Genomic DNA, 15,716 nt, shown 5'->3' with positions numbered 1-15,716 from the left:
AACCTTTGTAAGCACTATGTAACAATATAGTAAATAAAATACAATTAATTAATCTGATAGTACCTATCTACATAGCTGATGGTTTGGCAGTAACATGTGCCATGACTAAGCAATAGGCACTAGTTTTTACTGACCTTCGCTGAATCTCACCGCGCTCATTTTTGCAAGGCAATCCCCTGAGTTTCTGGGGCTGGGACGCTACCCGCAGGGATCGCTATAAAAGATGCTCATGAGCAAAAACGACTCCACCGAAGAATGCAATAAAGTGGTTGTTGATCGTGGTCATTGTGTTGCAAACGTTGCCAAACATCTCGACGTGATGACGCACGGTCTTTATGCCAGAGTTAAGATGTAAGGCCCCAACGCTACGAAACATAACGAACTACGCGACACCCAAGCCGAAATCAAGCGCCGCCAAAAACGTTTAGACGGGTGTTACATTGGGCAATGGAGTTCTGAACTACTTAGCACTATAAAACCTCTTCGTAAGGCAGACCCACATACTGCATAGCGATAACTTTCTGACCTTCCTCATGATTAAGGTAAAAGTCCAGTTCTGATTTCATAAAGCGTTCGAAGATTTTTGCATCCTGAATATTTACCGGATCGTCTTTAAATTCGTGCAGCATATTCGACATCCACCAGGAGAACCGCTCGGTTTGCCATACGCGTCGTAATGCTATTTCCGAATATCGTGAAACGGCATCCTGATCGTCTTCGTTATACACCTTCAATAATAATCTGAATAAGGTCGAGACATCCGACGCCGCTAAATTCAGACCTTTTGCGCCAGTAGGAGGCACGATATGGGCTGCGTCACCGACCAAAAACAATCTGCCATACTGCATAGGCTCGCAAACAAAGCTGCGCAGCGGTGCGATACTTTTTTCTATACTCGGGCCGGTAACGAGCTTCTCTGCCGCATCAGCCGGTAAGCGCATTTTTAGTTCCTGCCAAAACGCCTCGTCACTCCAGTTTTCCACTTTGTCACTCAGCGGTACCTGCAAATAATACCGCGAACGCGTTGCCGACCGCATACTGGCCAATGCAAAGCCACGCTTGGTTTTAGCGTAAATGAGTTCATCACTGACCGGCGGTGTATCACTGAGTACCCCTAACCAGCCAAAGGGGTAGACTCGCTCAAATTCGGTGCGTTGGTCTGCGGGTATACTTTTACGGGACACACCGTGGAACCCATCGCAACCCGCAATATAGTCACAATTGAGCTTATACACCTCGTCGTTATGTTTAAACGTCACGTAGGGCTGATCCGTTTTCAGCTCGTGCAGTTCCACATCGCTGGACTGGTAATAGGTGGTTAATCCTTTTGCGGCCCTGGCTTCCATCAGGTCCCGTGTGACCTCGGTCTGGCCGTAACACATTACCGTTTTGCCATTGGTCAGTTTATTTATATCGATGCGATAACGTTTACCGTAATACGCGATATCGAAACCTTCATGCACATGGCCTTCTTTATCCATTCGCTCATTGACGCCGGCTTCATGCAAGAGGTCAACCGATCCTTGTTCAAGGATCCCAGCGCGAATTCGACCCAGTACATAATCACTGGAAACCCGTTCGATGATGATGTTATCGATACCCTGTTTTGCCAGTAACTGACCTAATAACAAGCCCGATGGACCGCCACCCACAATTGCAACTTTTGTGTTAATTGATTGCATTTTTTACCCAACCTTATTTTGAGACCAACACATAATGCCCGCAAAATTTGGTGCGTATAATTCAAAACTGAACTATATTATTGTACTTTTACGTCACAACGGGTCAGGTGTTTTATGCAAAGCTCAGGCGCTGAAGATAAGGTAATTCCTTTTTACGATTTGTATGGTGAAGCCTTTATTCGTCAGCAGCCTAATCTGGTGTATGTCGAGGATATTGCCTACCGAAGCCGCGGTTTAGGCTGGGAAATCGCTCCACACCGACACAACAGGTTATCTCAGGTAGTGGTGGTATTTAATAGTCAGTGGTCGGTTGAGCTGGACGACAAGCAATACCATTTAGCGGGCAACTGGCTGGTAATAATCCCTGCCGGCGTAGTGCATGGTTTTCATTTTACGCCTGATACCCAGGGCTTTGTATTGTCGATAAATGAAGCGTTACTCAGCCTTGGTGATAACAACCTGGCTAATCCGTTGACGGAGTTAGTCTGGCAGGCACAAACCGTTGAGTTCAAAGATCCACAGCAAATACAACAGTTCTGCACGTATATTAACCTGTTAAAGCATGAATTGAGCGCTGACGAACTAGCGCAAAATGTAGCCGTAACCCATTTACTGCAGATGATTTTACTGACCATTTTGCGACAACAACGGTTACATGCGATGACGCTAAGTCAGGTGAGTCACGAGTCCGACATTCTGCTTAATTTCCGCAAGTTAATAGAGCAACATTATTGCCAGCATCTGGCGGTCAAAGATTACGCTCATAAACTGCATATTTCAGTCTCCAAGCTAAACCGCTTGTGTCAGACGTTATTAAATAACTCGCCTAAAGCCATTATTCACCAGCGCCTGGTCATCGAAGCAAAACGCCGGCTGATATACACCAAGCAAAGTGCCGAGGAGATTGCTGACGTGCTAGGTTTTAGCGATCCGGCGTACTTTAGTCGCTTCTTTAAAAAAATGGTGGGGTGTACCGCTGGCGCATTCCGCCAACAAGGTCAAATGAACTGATTTGTTGCTTCTTTAGTTTGTTGAAGAATCTCCAGGAAGCGGCTTTGCATTTTGGTTGGCCGCCAGCTTTTTCTCAGGGTTAAACCAATCACCCTGTCGGTACCGGTCAGCGCCATAGGGCAGACTGCCAGCAACCCCGCACGGACTTCCACTTCTACCTGACGGGCAGGTAGCAGAGCGGCGCGCTGACTATTTAACAATATACCCCTTACCGCCACCAGCGAACTGCATTCGATAACATGCGAGGGGGGAGTCAGCCCCCGGCGACTGAATATCTGGCTAAAGACATTGCGGGCCGGGGTGCTTTTCGCCGGCGCCACCCACTCTAGCTGCTGTAATTCCGCCGCGGAGATCGTTTGGCGACTGGCTAACGGATGGTCAGCCCTGACAACGATACTGAGCTGATCATCAAACAGGTGAATTTGTTGCGTATCCTGCTGGGTGTGCAAGGGTCTCAATGCGCCGACAATCATATCCAGCTGACCATGCAGCAGGCTATGATATTGTTCACCATACGGGCCATCGATAATCGAAATGCTGGCATCAGGAAACTCATCATTTAGCTTAAGAACGGCCAATGGCACAATCTCAGTGCGGGCCAGGGGCAAACTCCCCACCCGCAGCGAACCGTTCATTTGCCCGTTAACCTCGCGGATTTCATCGATGCCTTGCTGTAACTCAGCAAAAAATAAACTGCCATAACGACGTAATTGTTTTGCCCGCCAGCCTGGCTCTACGCCAGTGGGCGAACGTGACAACAGACTCTGCTGGCAAAGCTGCTCGAGATCCTTAATGGTTTTATGCAATGTAGGTTGCGACAACCCCAAAAATTGCGCCGCCGCGGTATAACTTTGCAATTGCACAATATGGATCAGCGCACGCAGCTGACGGCTGCTAACGGCGCGAATAAACGCACTGCGCTGCAGTTTGTCGTGAGCAAATAAAATACCACTGAAATCTTCTAAGTGCGCAAAAGCACGCTTTACGCGATGTAAAAAAGCATGCCCAATATCGGTAACCTGCATACCGGCATGGGACCGCTCAAACAAGCAACACTGAAGCTGAGACTCCAACTTATTAATACCCTGAGTAAGGGCTGACTGCGTTAAATGAATCTCTTGGGCAGCCTGACTCAACGCCCCGCACTCCATAATTTTTAAAGCACAAAGCAAATGTCGAATGTTCAGATTTACAGTTTCCATCTCTCTGCCACCAAGCCCATTAATTTACACATTATAGAAAATTCTAATGACTTATGGCAGTTTTCTAAAGATATAAATAACGCAAACTGGCGCATACTCTTAATATCAAAATCCACATCGAGATGAATTATGGCTGTTTGTGTTACCGATATTGCCCGTCCCAGTTCAGAAACTGTTGCCAGCTACCAGGGAGCTGAAGTTGCTACTGTGCATGAAGCGCAGGGCCGCAAAGGCTTGTTAGCACATTACATGCGCCCAATTTATCGTGGCGCTAAAATTGCCGGACCAGCGGTAACCTGTGAGGTCGCTCCTGGTGATAACTGGATGATCCATGTTGCCGTGGAGCAATGCCAGCCTGGCGACGTATTAGTCGTTAAACCCACCAGCCCCAGTGTTGACGGCTTTTTTGGCGACTTACTTGCTACCTCATTAAAAGCCCGCGGGGTATTAGGGTTAATTATCGAAGGTGGTGTAAGAGATACCGCTACGTTAACCGAAATGAACTTCCCGGTATGGTCTAAAGCGGTGTTCGCCCAGGGCTGCGTTAAAGAGACCATCGCCAACGTTAATGTGCCTGTGGTGTGTGCCGGCGCCGCTATTTGTCCCGGCGATATTATTGTCGCCGACGATGACGGCGTAGTTGTGGTTAAACGCGACGAAGCTGACAGTGTCATGACTAAAGTAGAGCAACGCATTGCCAATGAAGAGTCCAAACGTGTTCGGTTCGAAAACGGAGAGCTCGGTTTGGATATTTACAATATGCGGGAGCGCCTGGCCGAAAAAGGGCTGGTGTATGTTAAGCAGGGCGAGGAAGGGTAAATGCAACAGGCCATCCCGTGTTCCATTATGCGTGGCGGCACATCCAAGGGCCTGTATTTCCTGGCTTCGGATTTGCCCCGGGACACACAGCTACGCGATCAGTGGTTGTTAAGACTCATGGGGTCACCGGATATGCGTCAGATCGACGGTTTAGGTGGCGCGCATCCGTTAACCAGTAAAGTGGCCATTGTCAGCCCCTCATCCCGTGACGACGCTGATATTGATTATTTATTTTTGCAGGTAGTGGTAGATAAAGCCGAGGTCAGCGATGCGCAAAACTGCGGCAACATTCTTGCCGGGGTTGGCCCGTTTGCGATTGAACAAGGGTTAGTTACCGCTCAGCAAGAGAGCACCGATGTGCGTATTCATATGGTGAATACCGCCGCCATTGCCGTGGCCCGTGTGCAAACACCACAAGGTAAAGTGACCTACCAGGGAAATGCACAGATTGATGGTGTGCCGGGCAACAGTGCACCCATACTGATTGATTTTTTAGATATAGCCGGCTCCAGTTGCGGCAGTTTGTTCCCCACCGGTAATAGCAGTGACTGCATACAGGATACCAGAGTGACCTGTATTGATAACGGCATGCCGGTCGTATTGTTACGCGCCGAGGATTTTGGTTTAACCGGCGCTGAGAGCCCGGCTGAGCTTGAAGACAATCAGGCCTTGCGCAGCCGGGTTGAGGCTATCCGTCTCGAGGCCGGCAAGCGGATGAATTTAGGCGATGTCAGCAACAAAACCGTACCCAAAATGAGTTTAATTTCGCCGCCGTTAAAGGGCGGCTTACTGAACACCAGAACTTTTATTCCGCACCGGGTGCATGAAGCCATTGGCGTGCTCGGCTCGGTCAGTGTTGCCACTGCGTGTGTGCTACAGGGCACCGTCGCCAGTGACATGTTAACTAAGCACATTGCTGATGGTGCAATGGATATCATTGTTGAACACCCTACCGGACAGTTTACGGTGGAAATGGAGGTCAGCAACAGTGCTGATCTTAACCATTTTAAGGTCCATCGTGCGGCGCTGTTACGTACCGCACGTTTATTAATGCGCGGCGATGCCATGCTAGCCGAAGAATAGTATCGCGTATTTTGCCTATTTCAGTTAAGAGGAAAAGCCGATGATCATTGATTGTCACGGTCATTACACCACCGCCCCTGAACCACTGCAGTTGTTCAGGGAAGCACAAATCCAGGCCTATAAAGCGGGTAAGGCGCTGCCGGAAGTACCGCATATTAGCGACGATCAAATTCGCGACAGTATTGAGAAAAACCAACTCAGGTTGCTCATTGAACGTGGCTCGGATATGACCATTTTCTCGCCGCGCGCTTCGGCCATGGCCCACCATATTGGTGACGAAGCCGTATCACAGCAATGGACGTCCGCCTGCAATGATTTAATCGCCCGGGTCGTGGATCTGTATCCAAAGCAATTTATTGGCGTTTGCCAGTTACCCCAGTCTGTCGGCGTGCCTATTTCGCACTCCATTGCCGAACTGGAGCGCTGCGTGAACGAACTGGGATTTGTTGGCTGTAATCTTAACCCGGACCCCTCGGGGGGTCACTGGACGTCTGCGCCGCTCACCGATCCTAGCTGGTATCCCTTTTATGAAAAAATGGTGGAACTGGATGTGCCGGCCATGATCCATGTTTCCGGCTCCTGTAACCCGAACTTCCATGCTACCGGGGCCCATTACATGAATGCCGACACCACCGCCTTTATGCAGTTTTTACAGGGGAATCTGTTTAAAGACTTCCCTGATCTGCGCTTTATTATTCCTCATGGCGGCGGTGCCGTGCCCTATCACTGGGGACGTTATCGCGGTTTGGCAGATATGCTCAAACAGCCGCCGTTACGCGAACATGTGATGCGCAATGTATACTTTGATACCTGTGTGTATCATCAACCGGGCATTGATCTGTTGTTTGAAGTGATCGACATCGACAACATCTTGTTTGGCTCTGAAATGATTGGCGCTGTGCGCGGTATTGATCCTGAAACCGGCCAGTATTTTGACGACACCAAGCGTTATGTTGATGCTTTGAAGTTATCTGATGCCGACCGGCTCAAGGTATACTCAGGTAATGCGCGCCGTGTTTATCCGGGTTTGGATAAAAAGTTAAAAGGAATGGGGTTATGAGCAATTTTGTCAAAGACGCTGACTGGCTCGACTGGCATCCGTCGCCGTCTAAGCCCAACTATACGCTACCCGCGGGCGCCGTGGATGCCCATTGCCATGTCTTTGGCCCCGGTGCTCAGTTCCCCTTTGCACCAGAACGCAAATACACCCCCTGTGACGCCTCAAAAGATCAGTTGTGGGCACTGCGCGACTATTTAGGCTTTAGCCGCAATGTGATTGTGCAGGCAACCTGTCATGGCGCCGATAATCGCGCCCTGGTTGATGCGCTCAATCACTCCAGTGGCATGGCGCGCGGTGTGGCAACCGTAAAAGAAAGCGTTAGCGATGCCGAGCTGGAAGCCTTACACCAGGCTGGCGTGCGTGGCGTACGCTTCAACTTTGTAAAACGTTTGGTGGATGCCCTGCCCTTTGATGCTTTAACACGTATTGCCGATCGCATTAAAGAACTTAACTGGCATATCGTCATTTATTTTGAGGGGCAGGAACTGCCTGAGCTGTACGACTTTTTTACCTCCCTGCCGACGACGGTCGTGGTGGATCATATGGGCCGTCCGGATGTGTCTAAACCAGTTGATGGCCCGGAATTTAAGTTGTTTTTACAACTCATGCGCGACAATGAGCACTTCTGGTCGAAGGTCAGCTGCCCGGAGCGGATATCGCTGGCGGGGCCCACGCAGCACTACCAGGATGTTATACCTTTTGCGCGAACCGTGGTTGAGCAGTTTCCGGATCGCGTGCTGTGGGGTACTGACTGGCCGCACCCGAATATGAAAACCCATATGCCGGATGATGGTCAATTGGTGGATATGATCCCTCTTTTTGCCCCAACGGTTGAGTTGCAGCGCAAGTTGTTGATTGATAATCCAATGCGTTTGTATTGGTCTTAAACAATAAGGAAAAACTATGTCCTTAGATAAACCTTATAAACATATCCCGGGCACCACTATTTTTGATGCAGAAATGGGGCGGCTGGGTTATCACCTGAATCAGTTTTGCATGTCACTGATGAAGGCAGAAAACCGCAAGCGATTTAAAGCCAACGAGCGCGCCTATTTAGATGAATGGGAAATGACCGAAGAGCAGAAGCAGGCAGTGATAGATCGCGATTACAACCGTATGATGGCAACCGGCGGCAATATCTATTTTCTTGCCAAGATCTTTTCCTGTGATGGCATTAGCTTTCAGGACGCAGCCTCTACCATGACTGGCATGAGTCAACCCGATTACGCACAAATGATGCTGGCAGGAGGGCGTAAACCCGATGCCAACAACACCTTACCCGGAGAAAAAAATGGCTAAAATTAACGCTGGCGTGGCGACCTCTCACGTGCCGGCCATTGGTGCCGCCATCGATAACGGTAAAACCCAGGATCCCTACTGGCAACCGCTGTTTGCCGGTTACGACTTTGGTAAAGAATGGATCAGGCAACAAAAACCAGATGTGGTTATTCTGGTGTATAACGACCATGCCTCTGCATTTGATATGAACATTATTCCTACCTTTGCCCTTGGCTGTGCACCGTCTTTTGCACCAGCGGATGAAGGCTGGGGCCCGCGGCCGGTGCCGCCGGTTATCGGTTATCCGGAACTGGCCTCGCACATCGCGCAATCGGTCATCCAACAGGATTTCGATTTAACCATTATCAATAAAATGGATGTTGATCACGGTTTAACCGTGCCCCTGTCGCTAATGTTTGGCCAGCCTGAGGCCTGGCCTTGCAAAATCATTCCATTAGCGGTCAACGTGGTTTTATATCCGGCCCCGTCGGGCCAACGCTGCTATGCATTAGGTAAGGCCATCCGCAAAGCCGTCGAAAGCTTTGATGAAGATTTGAATGTGCAAATCTGGGGAACGGGCGGCATGAGCCACCAGCTCCAGGGGCCACGTGCCGGTTTAATAAACGAAGAATTTGATAATGACTTTCTCGACAGCCTGGTGGATGACCCTGAAAATCTCGCCAAAATGCCGCATTTTGACTATCTCAACCTTGCTGGTTCTGAAGGCGTTGAACTGGTCATGTGGCTGATTATGCGTGGCGCACTGAACGACAAGGTGAACCTGAAAAAACGGTTTTACCATGTGCCGGCATCCAATACTGCTGTGGGTCATCTTATCTTAGAAAACGACGATACCCCGCATCCTTGACACTACAGCGTTGTTGGCTGCTGTCACTCACCGTGATTTTTAGCTAGCTTGGCACTTAGTACAGCTAAGCTCATGGGGCTGAGTTCCTTTGCCGCCTGGCTGTAGCACCAATGATTTTGGGTATCGAAAATATAGAGGAAATGAACATGAAAGTAATCGTCGTAGGCCCGGGCGCCTTTGGAATTAAACATTTAGATGGCATTAAGAATATTGATGATGTGGACGTTGTGGCACTGGTTGGGCGCTCAGCTGAAAAAACCCAAAAAGTAGCCGATGAGTACAATATTCCACAGGTCTTTACCGATTTGGAAGAAGCATTAAAAATAGACGCCGACGCGGTTATTTTATGCACCCCTACCCAACAGCATGCGGCGCAGTCGATTCAGTGCATGCGCGCCGGCAAACATGTACAGGTTGAAATCCCGTTAGCGGATAGTTGGGCAGACGCCGAAGCGGTGATGAAAACCCAACAGGAAACCGGCCTGATCTGCATGGTTGGGCACACACGACGTTTTAATCCGTCACATCAGTGGGTAAATAAGCGTCTGCGTGGCGGCGAATTGAACATCCAGCAAATGGATGTACAAACGTATTTCTTCCGCCGTAAAAACATTAATGCCAAAGGTGAGCCGCGTTCATGGACTGACCATTTATTGTGGCACCATGCTGCCCATACTGTAGATTTGTTTGCCTACCAGGCGGGCAGTAAAGTAGTCAAAGCCAATGCTATTCAAGGTCCCGTTCATCCTGAATTAGGTATTGCGCTGGATATGTCGATTCAACTCCAGGCTGAAAATGGCGCAATTTGTACCTTGTCGTTATCCTTTAATAACGACGGTCCGCTGGGCACGTTTTTCCGCTATATCTGTGATAATGGCACTTACATTGCCCGCTATGACGACCTGGTGGATGGCAAAGAAAACCCTATTGATGTATCCGATGTTGATGTCTCAATGAACGGCATAGAGCTGCAGGATCGTGAGTTTTTTGCGGCGATTAAAGAAGGGCGTGAACCGAATTCCAGTGTGAGCCAGGTTTTAGGCTGCTATAAGGTATTACACGACCTGGAACAGCAATTAACGCAATAACAGTAAAAGGAGTATACCGATGTTGCAACGCCTGATTAATTCACGGGCCGTCAATGCAGTGGGCCTGGGTTGCATGAATCTTAGCCATGCCTACGGTCATCCTCCCTCAGAAAAAGACGCCAGCCGCTTGCTACTGCAAGCGCTGGAAGTGGGTGTAGATCATTTTGATACCGCTGCACTCTATGGCTTTGGCGCCAATGAAAAGCTGCTCGGTAAGGTACTCAAACCTTACCGACAACAGATTTTTCTCGCCAGCAAATGTGGCATGCGAGGTGTCGATGGCAAACGGGTTATTGATGGTCGCCCGCAAACCCTGCGCGCCACTATAGAGCAGTCATTAACCAGCCTGCAAACCGACGTTCTGGACCTTTATTACCTGCATCGGTGGGATAAAAGCGTGCCGATAGAAGAGAGTGTTGGTGAGCTTTCCCGCATGGTCGACGAAGGTAAAATCAAAGCAATTGGCTTATCTGAGGTGTCGGCATCGACCTTACGCAAAGCCCATCAGGAACATCCGATTGCAGCACTGCAAACAGAATATTCATTATGGACGCGTAATGCTGAAATTTCAGTGCTGGATACCTGTAAAGAGCTGGGCTGCGCCTTTGTGGCCTTCTCGCCCTTAGGACGAGGCTTTTTAACCGGTAAAGTCGCCGATGCGAGCACCCTGGTCGACGGCGATATTCGTAAGGGCATGCCACGTTTTCAACATGATAATGTACAACAAAACCAACGGTTATTAGCGGTGTTGAATGAGATGGCCAGCCAACTACATTGCACCGCAGGGCAAGTAAGCCTGGCGTGGTTATTACATCAGGGAAAGCATGTGTTACCCATCCCTGGTACCACCAACGTTGCACATTTACAGGAAAATATGGCGGCGTCGCTAATCCGCCTGAGCGCAGCACAACTGCAGGAATTAAATAGCGCTTTTGCCCCCCAAAATATCAGCGGCGATCGTTATCCACCAGCCACCCAGGCAGAAATTGATACCGAAGATTATTAATGACCTGTAGCGAGATATACCAGGTGCCAGATGTAATACTGGCACCTGTGCACAGCAGGATCCGCTAGATTGGAATGGCTAACTCACGACCTAATCTCGGCGGTTAACGGCAGTATACTCATTGTACTGGCTGGGTTAACGTCGTTCATTACCGCGGCCTTTGGTGCGGGCGGCGGGCTATTATTATTGGTCGTGATGGCCTCGATTCTGCCGATGTCCATTGTTATCCCCGTTCACGGCCTGGTGCAGCTGGGCTCTAACGCCAACCGGGCACTCATGACCTGCCGATACATCGATAAATCCATGTTGGTTTATTTTACGCTAGGCGGCTCAGTGGGCGCGTTACTCGCGTCCTTTATTGTGGCAGATATGCCGCTGGAGTTAATGAAAGTGCTGGTTGGCGTCTTTGTGCTGTATTTGCTGTGGGGCGTTACCCCTGGTATGGGTGAAAGGTCTGCGCTGGGCCGCATCGTATTTGGCGCATTGACGTCTTTTATATCAATGTTCGTTGGCGCCAGTGGCCCCTTGGTTGGCAGTGTAATGCACACCTATAACTACGAAAAAATGCGTTTTATCGCCACGTTCTCCAGCTGCATGACGCTACAACATTGCCTAAAAGCGCTGCTCTATGGCGCACTTGGTTTTGCGTTCTGGCAATGGCTGCCACTGATTATGGCAATGATTGTCAGCGGTACCCTCGGCACGTGGTTAGGCTTAAAACTGCTACATAAATTGCCAGCAGAGAAATTTAAACGGATCTTTAAAATTATGCTGAGCCTGCTGGCTGCGCAGTTAATATTTCAGGCCCTGTGGTCAGTTTAATAGCCCGCTAACCACGACCATTTAGGCATCTCTGCGCAGGCTAAAAAGCGCTTTCAGTTGATGTTTCATCACCTTGCCGCCGCCGTTGCGGGGTAATGAGTCGACCATCTTAATGTATTTCGGTAATTTGTATTTTGCTAATGACGATTCCAGCGCATCAAGGATATCCTGCGGCTTGATTGGCGCCTGGTTCGATTTCGCTACCACAAATAAACAGCCTACTTCGCCCCAGCGGTCGTCAGGGACTCCGACCAGCGCACACTCTAAAATAGCATCCAGCTTTACTGCTACCCCTTCAATCTCCGTGGGGTACACATTTTCGCCACCGGAAATAAACATATCTTTGATTCTGTCGACAATACGATAAAAATCATCATCGTCCTTAACCGCTACATCGCCCGTTTTAAACCAGCCATCCGCGGTAAAGCATTGCGCATACAATTGCGGTTGTTGCCATATCCCGGTAAATAAATTCTTGCCTTTGAGCTGGACTTCGCCGGTCTCGCCATTGGCAACGGGTTGACCCTTTGCATCAGCGAGTCGCACTTCAATACGATGGGTGGGCACCCCAACACTCCCCGCCTTAGTATCAATAGTGGCAATATCAAAAGGCATACCGAATACCGTACCCGCCTCACTCATACCATAGCCATCAACGATGGGAATACCGTCATTGAGCCATTGGCGGATCTGGACCGCCGGATGAGGCGCCCCCCCGGTTAGCAGTGCCTTCAGGTTTTGCAGTGACGCAGGGTTAAAATCCGGCTCCTGACGCAGCGCATTGGCCATTTGTGGTACACAAAAATAATGACTAATACATAACTGCTCATCCATCAACCGCGCGAGCGTTCTGGGTGGCTGAAAACCATCAGAAATCACTATCCTGCCGCCCTGATATAACGCCGGACGCACACAGGATATCAGCCCAATAACGTGGAACATGGGCGTTTCACATAAGAAAGTACTGTGTTCATCCACCTGTCCCAGTAAGGTCATATTTAAGGTGGTTTCCATAATAGTATCCTGCGAGTGCATGATACCTTTAGGCTGACCGGTGGTGCCGGACGTATATAAAATCAGTGACGGCATAGCCCGGTGGTCTTGCGGTTGAAATTGACCTTCAGGTAGCGAAACCGCGTCACTGAGCGTATTGATGTCAAAATAAGCCAGGCCTAATTTGTTGGCCATCGTATCGCCAACAATCAGCCTGGGCGTGCAGTCATCAATCAGGGCGTGCAACTCTTCTGCGGATAAACGCCAGTTTAACGGCACAAAGAGCACCCCGATTTGTTCACAGGCAAAATGCAGCGCCACCAACTCGGCACAATTTTTTGCCAGGCACGCAAGCCTGTCACCACATGCCAGCCCCTGCCGGGTTAACCAGTAGCTGCTTTTATTGACGAAGCTTTCCCATTCCGGATAAGTCCATGAGCGATCGGAGGTCAGATCGATAACCGCTTCTTTAGTCGGCCTCAACTTAGCCTGCAGTGTCAAAAAGTTCATGATCAAACAACTATTTTCCTTGTTTAGACTTATCGTAAGCGCCTAAACCAGGCTTATAGGTTTTATCATCAATAAATTGCTTGATGCCTTCCTTACGACCATGGGCGTCAAAGCTATTCGCCGCTTCCTGGGCCCGTACTAAATAGTCTTCGGCGTTATCGTAGGTCATTTCCTTCACCCTACGTACCGCATCTTTGGTGGCTTTCAATGCAACCAAATTCTTTTGTAGTAATACGTTTGCAACCTCTGTGACTCTGGCTTTTAACTGCTCTGCCGGGACAGCTTCGTTAATGAGTCCCCACTCAACGGCAGTCCTACCATCGATGTTTTCCCCCATCATGGCGTGGTACATGGCCTTACGTAACGGCATTAAGTCAGCCACCACTTTGGCCGCGCCACCACCAGGCAATATCCCCCAGTTAATTTCACTTAAACCAAACTGCGCGTCTTCAGCCGCAAATGCCAGGTCACAGGCAAAGAGTGGCCCGTATCCACCGCCAAAACACCAGCCATTAACCATGGCAATCGTGGCTTTTTGATACCAGCGCAAGCGTCGCCACCAGCCATAAGATTCACGCTGGGCCTGACGTGTTCCCCCTAAGCCCTGGGCTTCGGTTTCCCGGAAATATTCTTTTAAATCCATGCCAGCTGACCAGGCTGTGCCTTCTCCGGTCAGTACCAGTACGCTTACATCATCCCGAAATTCAAGATCATCCAGTACCCGCATCATTTGCCGATTTAATTTAGGACTCATGCAGTTGCGTTTTTCCGGGCGATTAAAGCTAACCCAGGCAATGTTGTTTTCTACCTTGACCGCTACCGTATCTTCTTCGCGTTCAGTACTCATTAGCCTTACCTCTTAATATTAAATTTATTCATTAACTTATATGGGGAAGTGACCTTTCTCGGTCTCTATTGTGATCCAGCGTAATTCGGTGAATTGATCGATACCAGCCTTACCGCCAAAACGGCCATACCCGGAGGCCCCGACGCCACCAAAAGGCATTTGCGCTTCGTCGTGTACCGTTGAACCATTCACATGACAGATACCGGAATGAATGTGTCGCGCGACCCGCAACCCGCGGGCACTGTCTTGGGTAAACACAGCCGCACTAAGCCCATACTCACTGTCATTGGCAATACGAATGGCATCGGCTTCATCTTTCGCCCTGATAATAGCGACGACAGGACCAAAGCTTTCATCACGATAGATGTTCATGTCGGCAGTGACATGGTCAATCACCGTAGCGGCCATTAATACCGAATCACTTTTCTGCCCGGCGATGACTTTCGCGCCTTTGGCCAGGGCATCGTCAATCAGCGCGTTAACCTTGCTTACGGTTTTTTGATCAACCACAGCGCCCAGTGGTGTATTGCCCTGGCGAGGATCGCCGGTGGCCATCCCTTGCACTTTGTCAGCAAATTTAGCAGCGAAAGCATCGGCTACAGATTCATCCACGATCAGGCGTTCTGTAGACATGCAGATTTGCCCCTGATTCATAAATGCGCCGAACGCAGCAGCCTTTACCGCTTCATCCAAATCGGCATCATCCAGCACCAGCATGGGAGCCTTACCCCCTAACTCAAGCAGCACGGGCTTAAGATTAGCCCCCGCACGTTGTGCAATAATCCGACCCACTTCGGTTGAACCGGTAAAATTAATACGCTTCACTAGAGGATGATCAATCAACGCACCAACGACCTCGCCGGCCGCATCAGGCGCATTGGTGACGATATTCACCGTACCGGCAGGAAAGCCCGCTTCTTCCAGTGCTTCAATAATAAGACTATGCGTTCTTGGACACAGCTCAGAGGCCTTGAGTATGACTGCGTTACCACACGCCAGGGCGGTAGAGACGGCCCTTACCCCTAAAATTATTGGCGCATTCCAGGGGGCAATACCCAGAATGACCCCAACCGGTTGACGAATGGCCATAGCCAGACAACCCGGCTTGTCGGACGGAATAGTTTCACCGCCAATCTGCGTGGTTAGCGATGCGGCCTCACGCAGCATTGAAGCCGCTAAACCCAGATTAAACATCGCCCAGCCCGCGGTTGCACCGACTTCTGCCATCATGGCATCAACAAACTCCTGCTGACGTGCCTCCAAAGCCGATGCAGCCTTATTTAACACCGCTCGTCGTGCATTAGGACCCACCGCTGACCATTGTTCAAAACCGCCTTGCGCTCGTTCGGCAATTGCCGCCATATCTTCAGCCTGCATAGCAATAGATTGACTGGCAACCTCCCCGGTTAGCGGATTTTTACGCTCGAAATTCATGTTAACCTCGCAC

General features: G+C 49.7%; 16 protein-coding genes. 11 read left to right on the top strand and 5 right to left on the bottom strand.

All coding sequences use genetic code 11. From position 1 onward, the window contains the following. The first annotated feature begins 229 nt into the window (after positions 1–229). Positions 230–355 (top strand): hypothetical protein, encoded by a 126-nt coding sequence (locus OIK42_RS14135; protein WP_273641674.1) that lies wholly within the window; start codon positions 230–232, stop codon positions 353–355. A gap of 115 nt (positions 356–470) precedes the next feature. Here OIK42_RS14135 and pobA read toward each other — a convergent pair whose 3' ends face one another. Continuing rightward, a complete protein-coding gene (pobA, locus tag OIK42_RS14130) occupies positions 471–1,682 on the bottom strand; it encodes a 4-hydroxybenzoate 3-monooxygenase (protein WP_273641673.1) in 1,212 nt (403 codons plus the stop codon). A gap of 114 nt (positions 1,683–1,796) precedes the next feature. On the opposite strand from pobA, the gene OIK42_RS14125 reads away from it, so the two are divergent. Next, positions 1,797–2,693: a helix-turn-helix domain-containing protein gene (locus OIK42_RS14125; protein ID WP_273641672.1), complete on the top strand. Its 897-nt coding sequence runs from the start codon at positions 1,797–1,799 to the stop codon at positions 2,691–2,693. Here OIK42_RS14125 and OIK42_RS14120 read toward each other — a convergent pair. Beyond that, positions 2,681–3,895: a LysR family transcriptional regulator gene (locus tag OIK42_RS14120; RefSeq protein ID WP_273641671.1), complete on the bottom strand. Its 1,215-nt coding sequence runs from the start codon at positions 3,893–3,895 to the stop codon at positions 2,681–2,683. The two genes, OIK42_RS14125 and OIK42_RS14120, sit on opposite strands and share 13 nt — an antisense overlap. 129 nt (positions 3,896–4,024) lie before the next feature. Here OIK42_RS14120 and OIK42_RS14115 point away from each other — a divergent pair, with 129 nt between their 5' ends. From OIK42_RS14115 to OIK42_RS14075, 9 genes are all read left to right on the top strand, one after another. After that, entirely contained in the window at positions 4,025–4,714 is a 690-nt protein-coding gene (locus tag OIK42_RS14115) for a 4-carboxy-4-hydroxy-2-oxoadipate aldolase/oxaloacetate decarboxylase (protein WP_273641670.1), read from the top strand. Then, on the top strand, positions 4,715–5,797 hold the full coding sequence (locus OIK42_RS14110; RefSeq protein ID WP_273641669.1) for a 4-oxalomesaconate tautomerase: 1,083 nt from the start codon (positions 4,715–4,717) through the stop codon (positions 5,795–5,797). Positions 5,798–5,837: 40 nt separating this feature from the next. Then, on the top strand, positions 5,838–6,857 hold the full coding sequence (locus OIK42_RS14105; protein WP_273641668.1) for an amidohydrolase family protein: 1,020 nt from the start codon (positions 5,838–5,840) through the stop codon (positions 6,855–6,857). Continuing rightward, positions 6,854–7,744 carry an amidohydrolase family protein gene (locus OIK42_RS14100; protein ID WP_273641667.1) on the top strand — a complete coding sequence of 297 codons (891 nt, stop codon included), beginning with the start codon at positions 6,854–6,856 and terminating at the stop codon, positions 7,742–7,744. The genes OIK42_RS14105 and OIK42_RS14100 overlap by 4 nt, the downstream gene beginning before the upstream one ends. A 16-nt stretch (positions 7,745–7,760) precedes the next feature. Beyond that, complete coding sequence (gene ligA, locus OIK42_RS14095; RefSeq protein ID WP_273641666.1) at positions 7,761–8,156, top strand: protocatechuate 4,5-dioxygenase subunit alpha; 396 nt, start codon at positions 7,761–7,763, stop codon at positions 8,154–8,156. Further along, positions 8,149–9,003, top strand: a complete 855-nt coding sequence (locus OIK42_RS14090) for a class III extradiol dioxygenase subunit beta (protein ID WP_273641665.1) — start codon at positions 8,149–8,151, stop codon at positions 9,001–9,003. Before ligA ends, OIK42_RS14090 begins: the two co-directional genes overlap by 8 nt. Before the next feature lie 146 nt (positions 9,004–9,149). Then, a complete protein-coding gene (locus OIK42_RS14085) occupies positions 9,150–10,091 on the top strand; it encodes a Gfo/Idh/MocA family oxidoreductase (protein ID WP_273641664.1) in 942 nt (313 codons plus the stop codon). 19 nt (positions 10,092–10,110) lie between these two features. Next, positions 10,111–11,097 carry an aldo/keto reductase gene (locus OIK42_RS14080; RefSeq protein ID WP_273641663.1) on the top strand — a complete coding sequence of 329 codons (987 nt, stop codon included), beginning with the start codon at positions 10,111–10,113 and terminating at the stop codon, positions 11,095–11,097. Positions 11,098–11,166: 69 nt separating this feature from the next. Beyond that, positions 11,167–11,919 carry a sulfite exporter TauE/SafE family protein gene (locus tag OIK42_RS14075; protein ID WP_273641662.1) on the top strand — a complete coding sequence of 251 codons (753 nt, stop codon included), beginning with the start codon at positions 11,167–11,169 and terminating at the stop codon, positions 11,917–11,919. Between the two features lie 21 nt (positions 11,920–11,940). Here the strand turns inward: OIK42_RS14075 and OIK42_RS14070 are convergent, their stop codons facing one another. From OIK42_RS14070 to OIK42_RS14060, 3 genes are read right to left on the bottom strand one after another with little or no spacing between them, the layout of a single operon-like run. After that, positions 11,941–13,422, bottom strand: coding sequence for an AMP-binding protein (locus tag OIK42_RS14070; RefSeq protein ID WP_273641661.1), 1,482 nt, complete (start codon positions 13,420–13,422; stop codon positions 11,941–11,943). 10 nt (positions 13,423–13,432) lie between these two features. Beyond that, positions 13,433–14,269, bottom strand: a complete 837-nt coding sequence (locus OIK42_RS14065) for a p-hydroxycinnamoyl CoA hydratase/lyase (protein WP_273641660.1) — start codon at positions 14,267–14,269, stop codon at positions 13,433–13,435. Between the two features lie 36 nt (positions 14,270–14,305). Beyond that, positions 14,306–15,703 carry an aldehyde dehydrogenase gene (locus tag OIK42_RS14060; RefSeq protein ID WP_273641659.1) on the bottom strand — a complete coding sequence of 466 codons (1,398 nt, stop codon included), beginning with the start codon at positions 15,701–15,703 and terminating at the stop codon, positions 14,306–14,308. Between the last annotated feature and the right edge of the window lie 13 nt (positions 15,704–15,716).

The organism is Alteromonas gilva, assembly GCF_028595265.1.
GTDB classification, from domain to species: Bacteria; Pseudomonadota; Gammaproteobacteria; order Enterobacterales; family Alteromonadaceae; genus Alteromonas; species Alteromonas gilva.
Note: the sequence above shows the minus strand (reverse complement) of the source record. Positions and strands in the feature narration are given on the sequence as shown.